Source organism: Streptomyces sp. NPDC006265, from assembly GCF_040613555.1.
In the GTDB taxonomy this organism is placed as follows: Bacteria; Actinomycetota; Actinomycetes; order Streptomycetales; family Streptomycetaceae; genus Streptomyces.
Window position 1 is genome coordinate 1 of sequence record NZ_JBEXSH010001341.1, and the last position, 1626, is coordinate 1626.

At 72.3% G+C, this 1626-nt stretch carries 2 protein-coding genes; both read right to left on the reverse strand.

What is annotated here, in order from left to right; genetic code table 11:
* Positions 1–845: serine/threonine-protein kinase (locus ABZ281_RS48645; RefSeq protein WP_356665183.1), on the reverse strand; the 845-nt coding region annotated here is incomplete at its 3' end.
* A gap of 352 nt (positions 846–1197) precedes the next feature.
* On the reverse strand, positions 1198–1626 hold a 429-nt coding region (locus tag ABZ281_RS48650; protein ID WP_356665185.1), incomplete at its 5' end, for a pyridoxal-phosphate dependent enzyme.

Consider the following 1626-nt stretch of genomic DNA (forward strand, 5'->3'; position numbering starts at 1 on the left):
GGTGCCGCGGCCAGGGCGGCCTCGGGATCCTCGCTCAGTGCCCGGGTCAGCGCCTCACGCACCACCGGGCGGGTCAGCCGCTCCCGTGAGTCCTTGCGGAGCAGTCCCTGCACGACCTGGGTGAGCGGCCCGGCGCGCACCGGCGTGCGCAGTGGCAGCCGGTCCACGCCCTTCAGAGTGTTCTCCGGGCGTCCCCGGTCCCGGAACGGCGGGCGTCCCTCGACCATCGTGTACAGGATCGAGCCCAGCGCCCACAGGTCGGCCGCGGGGCCGATGCGCTGGTCGCGGGCCTGCTCCGGGGAGGCGTACGCGGGTGCCGTGAGCCGGGGCGCGAGGGTCGCGCCGGCCAGGCCGAAGCCGGTGACCACGACCGAGTGGTCCTCGCGCACGAACACCTGGCCGGGACTGAGCTCGCCGTGCGTGATGCCATCGGCGTGCGCGGCGTCCAGCACGTCGAGCAGCTCCAGGCCGATCCGCGCCGCCCGCACGTAGTTGAACGTGCCCTGCTCCGAAAGGAGTTCACCGAGCGGGGTGCCGTCGATCCACTCGTTCACGGCCCACAGGGCGCCGGCTTCCTCGTCGGCGTCGACGACCGTGGCGATCCGGCCGGGGCACAGCAGCGCCATGTTCTCGGTGGCGCGCAGCAGGCGGGCGGCGGCCCGGCGCTCGGCCCCGCGCGGGTCCTCCGGAAGCCCGATCTGGGTCACGAGGCACGGGCGGGAGATCTCACCGGCCCCGGTGTCCTCGGCGTACCAGCAGATGCGGTTGGTCTCGCGCTGGATGATCTCTAGCAGCCGGTACCGGCCGGCGACCAACTGGTGTGTGGAGACGTGCGCCCTGCCCATGGCCATCCCTCGCTGGAAACCTGGCTCTGACCTTTTCCAGAGGTACGGGGAGCGAGGCACCCTGCGTTCAAACGGATCGCAACTCCGTGTTCATTCCTGTCTTTTGTTCAAGGAAGGAGGCGAGTATGGGTGCAAGTGTGCGAGGAGAAAACGGTCTTTCGCCGCCTCGGGCGCGGTTCACCTCGGCGGCCGGGGTCGCGGCGGGCGACGGGAATTCGCCCGTCGCCGCCGCGGATTCGCAAATTCCCGCCCGGCCTGGCGGTAACCGGCGGTAAATGCGGACGTGTACAGCGTCTGAACTCGGAGCCCTCCGATGAATTCCGCGCGGGATTGTCCGAGAGTCACCGGAACGTCAGCGCAGACCGAAGCGACGCGACCAGGCGAACAGGTCGCCCGTCGTCGCGTTCCCCCCGCACACCACCAGGCCGAGCCGGGCCCCGTCGCCGACCCGCTCCAGGACCTGCCGGGCGGCGGGCAGCAGGCAGCCGGCCGCCGGTTCGGCCCACACCTTGGCGTGGTCGGCCAGATCCAGCGAGCCCTGCACGGCCTCCCGGTCCGGCACCACGAGAACCTCGGTGACCAGGGCGGCGACATGGTCGTACGTCAGCTGCGAGACGGACGGCGCGCTGAGGGTGGAGACGATCGACGACAGGGTGACCGGCAGCGGGCCGCCCGCCGCCAGCGCCTCGGACATGGCCTGCGCGCCCTCGGTCTCGACGCCCCACACCCGCACCCCGGGCCGGCAGGCCCCCAGCGCGGCGGCCACGCCGGCGATCAGGCC